The following is a 2,221-nucleotide window of genomic DNA, read 5'->3' as shown; positions in this document are numbered from 1 at the left end:
TATCTTGCGCGCTCGCGCTTTCGGGAGCGCTTCGAGGCAAAGGGTCGATTCGAGTCCTACCTCGCCGCCGTTGCCACCGGCGTCATCGTCGTGCCGCACCCGGCGCTTGCGGGCGCTGTGCGGCGCCTCGCGCAAAGCGCTCCTTCACGCGCCAGCGCTTGACGCGGGAACTGTCGCGGTAGCGCCGCGGCGCCTGCACACGTCCACGCAGCTCAAAAAAAACCGGCCGGTCAGGAGTACCGACCGGCCGGTTCGCATCTCCTCGGCTATTTCGCTCCATCCTTCTTCATCATGGCGTCGTCCTTCTTCATCATGGCACCGTCCTTCTTCATCATGCCGGAGCACATGGTGTCCTTCTTCATCATGGCATCGTCCTTCTTGGTGCCGGCAGTCTTCGACATCGCCATGTGATCCTTGCATTCCTGCATGGTCATTTCCTTCTTCATCATGCCGTCCTTGGCCATGGAATCCTTCTTCGCGTCTTGCGCGGCGACGGAACCGGCTGCCAGCGCCATGCAAGCGCACATCAAGGCTGTTTTGATCGTCTTCATATAAATCTCCTGGGCTTTCGAGGTTGCGTTACTGAACTCGCCTCACTCTCCGATCGTCGAAAAGCATACTGCTCGGCAAGCCGAAGGGCAAGGTCAAGCACCTGATTGGTCGGGGTGGCGCAAGCAAGCTTACAGCTCGCCGTCACATGATCTGCTTCGCGGCCAGCGTAAGGGATCGATCAAGGTTCACGACGAACCGCACACTCGGCGCGCAGACATCCACAGCAACAGGAGCCCTGCCATGAACACGCAAATGGCCTCGCCGCAGCGCGAACCGCCCATCACCGGGCGGCGCATCTACCGGCACCGCCTGCCGGTGCGGGTGATGCACTGGATCAACGTCGCCTGTCTTGTCATCCTGTTCATGAGCGGGCTCAACATCTTCAACGCCCATCCGGCGCTGTATTGGGGCAAGGATTCGACCTTCGCCGAAGCGTGGGTCTCGATCGGGACCGAGGAGACGAAAAGCGGTCCGATCGGGGTGACACAGATCGGGGGCCACGAGTTCGTCACGACGGGCCTGCTCGGGCTTTCCCAGGTCGGCGGCCAAGCGACGGCGCGCGCCTTTCCGAGCTGGGCAACGATCCCGGGCCCGCAGTGGCTCGCGATGGCTCGTCACTGGCACTTCTTCTTCGCCTGGATCTTCGTCATCAACGGCATCGCCTATGTGCTCTACACGGTCTTCAGCCGACACCTCGAGCGCGACCTCCTGCCGACGAAGTCGGAGCTGCGCTCCATCGGCACTTCGATCAAGACCCACCTGTTGTTTCGGCACCCGACCGGCGACGCGGCGAAGCGCTACAACGTGCTGCAAAGCCTCACCTATCTGATCGTGATCTTCGGTCTGCTGCCGCTTCTGGTCATCGCGGGCCTCGCCATGTCTCCGCGGCTCGACGCGGTGTTCACGGGCTGGGTCGATCTGCTCGGCGGCCGGCAGTCGGCGCGCACGCTGCATTTCCTCGCCGCCTTCGGTCTGGTTCTCTTCACGCTCGTCCACGTCTTCGAAGTGGTCGTCAGCGGGGTGCGCAACGAGATGCGGTCGATGATCACCGGCTGGTACACGCTGCCTGCCGACGACGGGAAAAAGGAACAGCCATGAAAAGGACGACCTTCACATTGACGCCGTCCCGCCAGCGCGAGCGGCGGGGTCTGCTGCGCAGTGCCGTGGCCGCCGTGGGCGCGGCGGCGCTCACCGGGTGCGACCGGCTGTCGAACAACGAATCCTTCGTCGATGTCTTGAAGAGCGCCGAGCACTTGAGCCGCGCCGCGCAAAAGCTCGTCGCGCCGCGATCGGCGATGGCGCAGGAGTTCGACGCCCGTCACATCGCCGAGAACTTCCGCAGCAACGGCACGCGGGATCCGGTCGATGCCGACTACCGAATGCTGCGCCGAGGCGGCTTCGCCGACTTCAAGCTCGCGGTCGGCGGTTTGGTCGAGCAGCCAGCCGAATACACGCTCGCCCAACTGCGTGCCATGCCGTCGCGCACGCAGATCACGCGCCACGACTGCGTCGAAGGCTGGAGCTGCATCGGCAAGTGGAAGGGCGTGCCGCTGGGCTTCGTGCTCGACCGGGCGAAGCCGCTGCCTCAGGCGAGGTTCGTCGTCTTCCGTTGTTTCGATTCGATGGACGAGCCGACGCAGGGCGCAAGCGAATCGCGCTACTACTGAAC

General features: G+C 63.6%; 4 protein-coding genes. 3 read left to right on the top strand and 1 reads right to left on the bottom strand.

From position 1 onward, the window contains the following. The coding region (locus tag H0W38_RS21295) for a glucokinase (RefSeq protein ID WP_292457973.1) at positions 1–162 on the top strand (162 nt) is incomplete at its 5' end. Positions 163–266: 104 nt separating this feature from the next. On the opposite strand, the gene H0W38_RS21290 is transcribed toward H0W38_RS21295, so the two are convergent. Continuing rightward, on the bottom strand, positions 267–551 hold the full coding sequence (locus H0W38_RS21290; protein WP_292457971.1) for a hypothetical protein: 285 nt from the start codon (positions 549–551) through the stop codon (positions 267–269). Between the two features lie 241 nt (positions 552–792). Here H0W38_RS21290 and H0W38_RS21285 point away from each other — a divergent pair, with 241 nt between their 5' ends. Beyond that, entirely contained in the window at positions 793–1,650 is an 858-nt protein-coding gene (locus tag H0W38_RS21285; RefSeq protein WP_292457969.1) for a cytochrome b/b6 domain-containing protein, read from the top strand. Further along, on the top strand, positions 1,647–2,219 hold the full coding sequence (locus H0W38_RS21280; protein ID WP_292457966.1) for a molybdopterin-dependent oxidoreductase: 573 nt from the start codon (positions 1,647–1,649) through the stop codon (positions 2,217–2,219). Before H0W38_RS21285 ends, H0W38_RS21280 begins: the two co-directional genes overlap by 4 nt. Positions 2,220–2,221: the final 2 nt, after the last annotated feature.

The organism is Methylibium sp., assembly GCF_013817365.1.
In the GTDB taxonomy this organism is placed as follows: Bacteria; Pseudomonadota; Gammaproteobacteria; order Burkholderiales; family Burkholderiaceae_C; genus Methylibium.
This window is presented reverse-complemented; position numbering and strand designations above follow the sequence as displayed.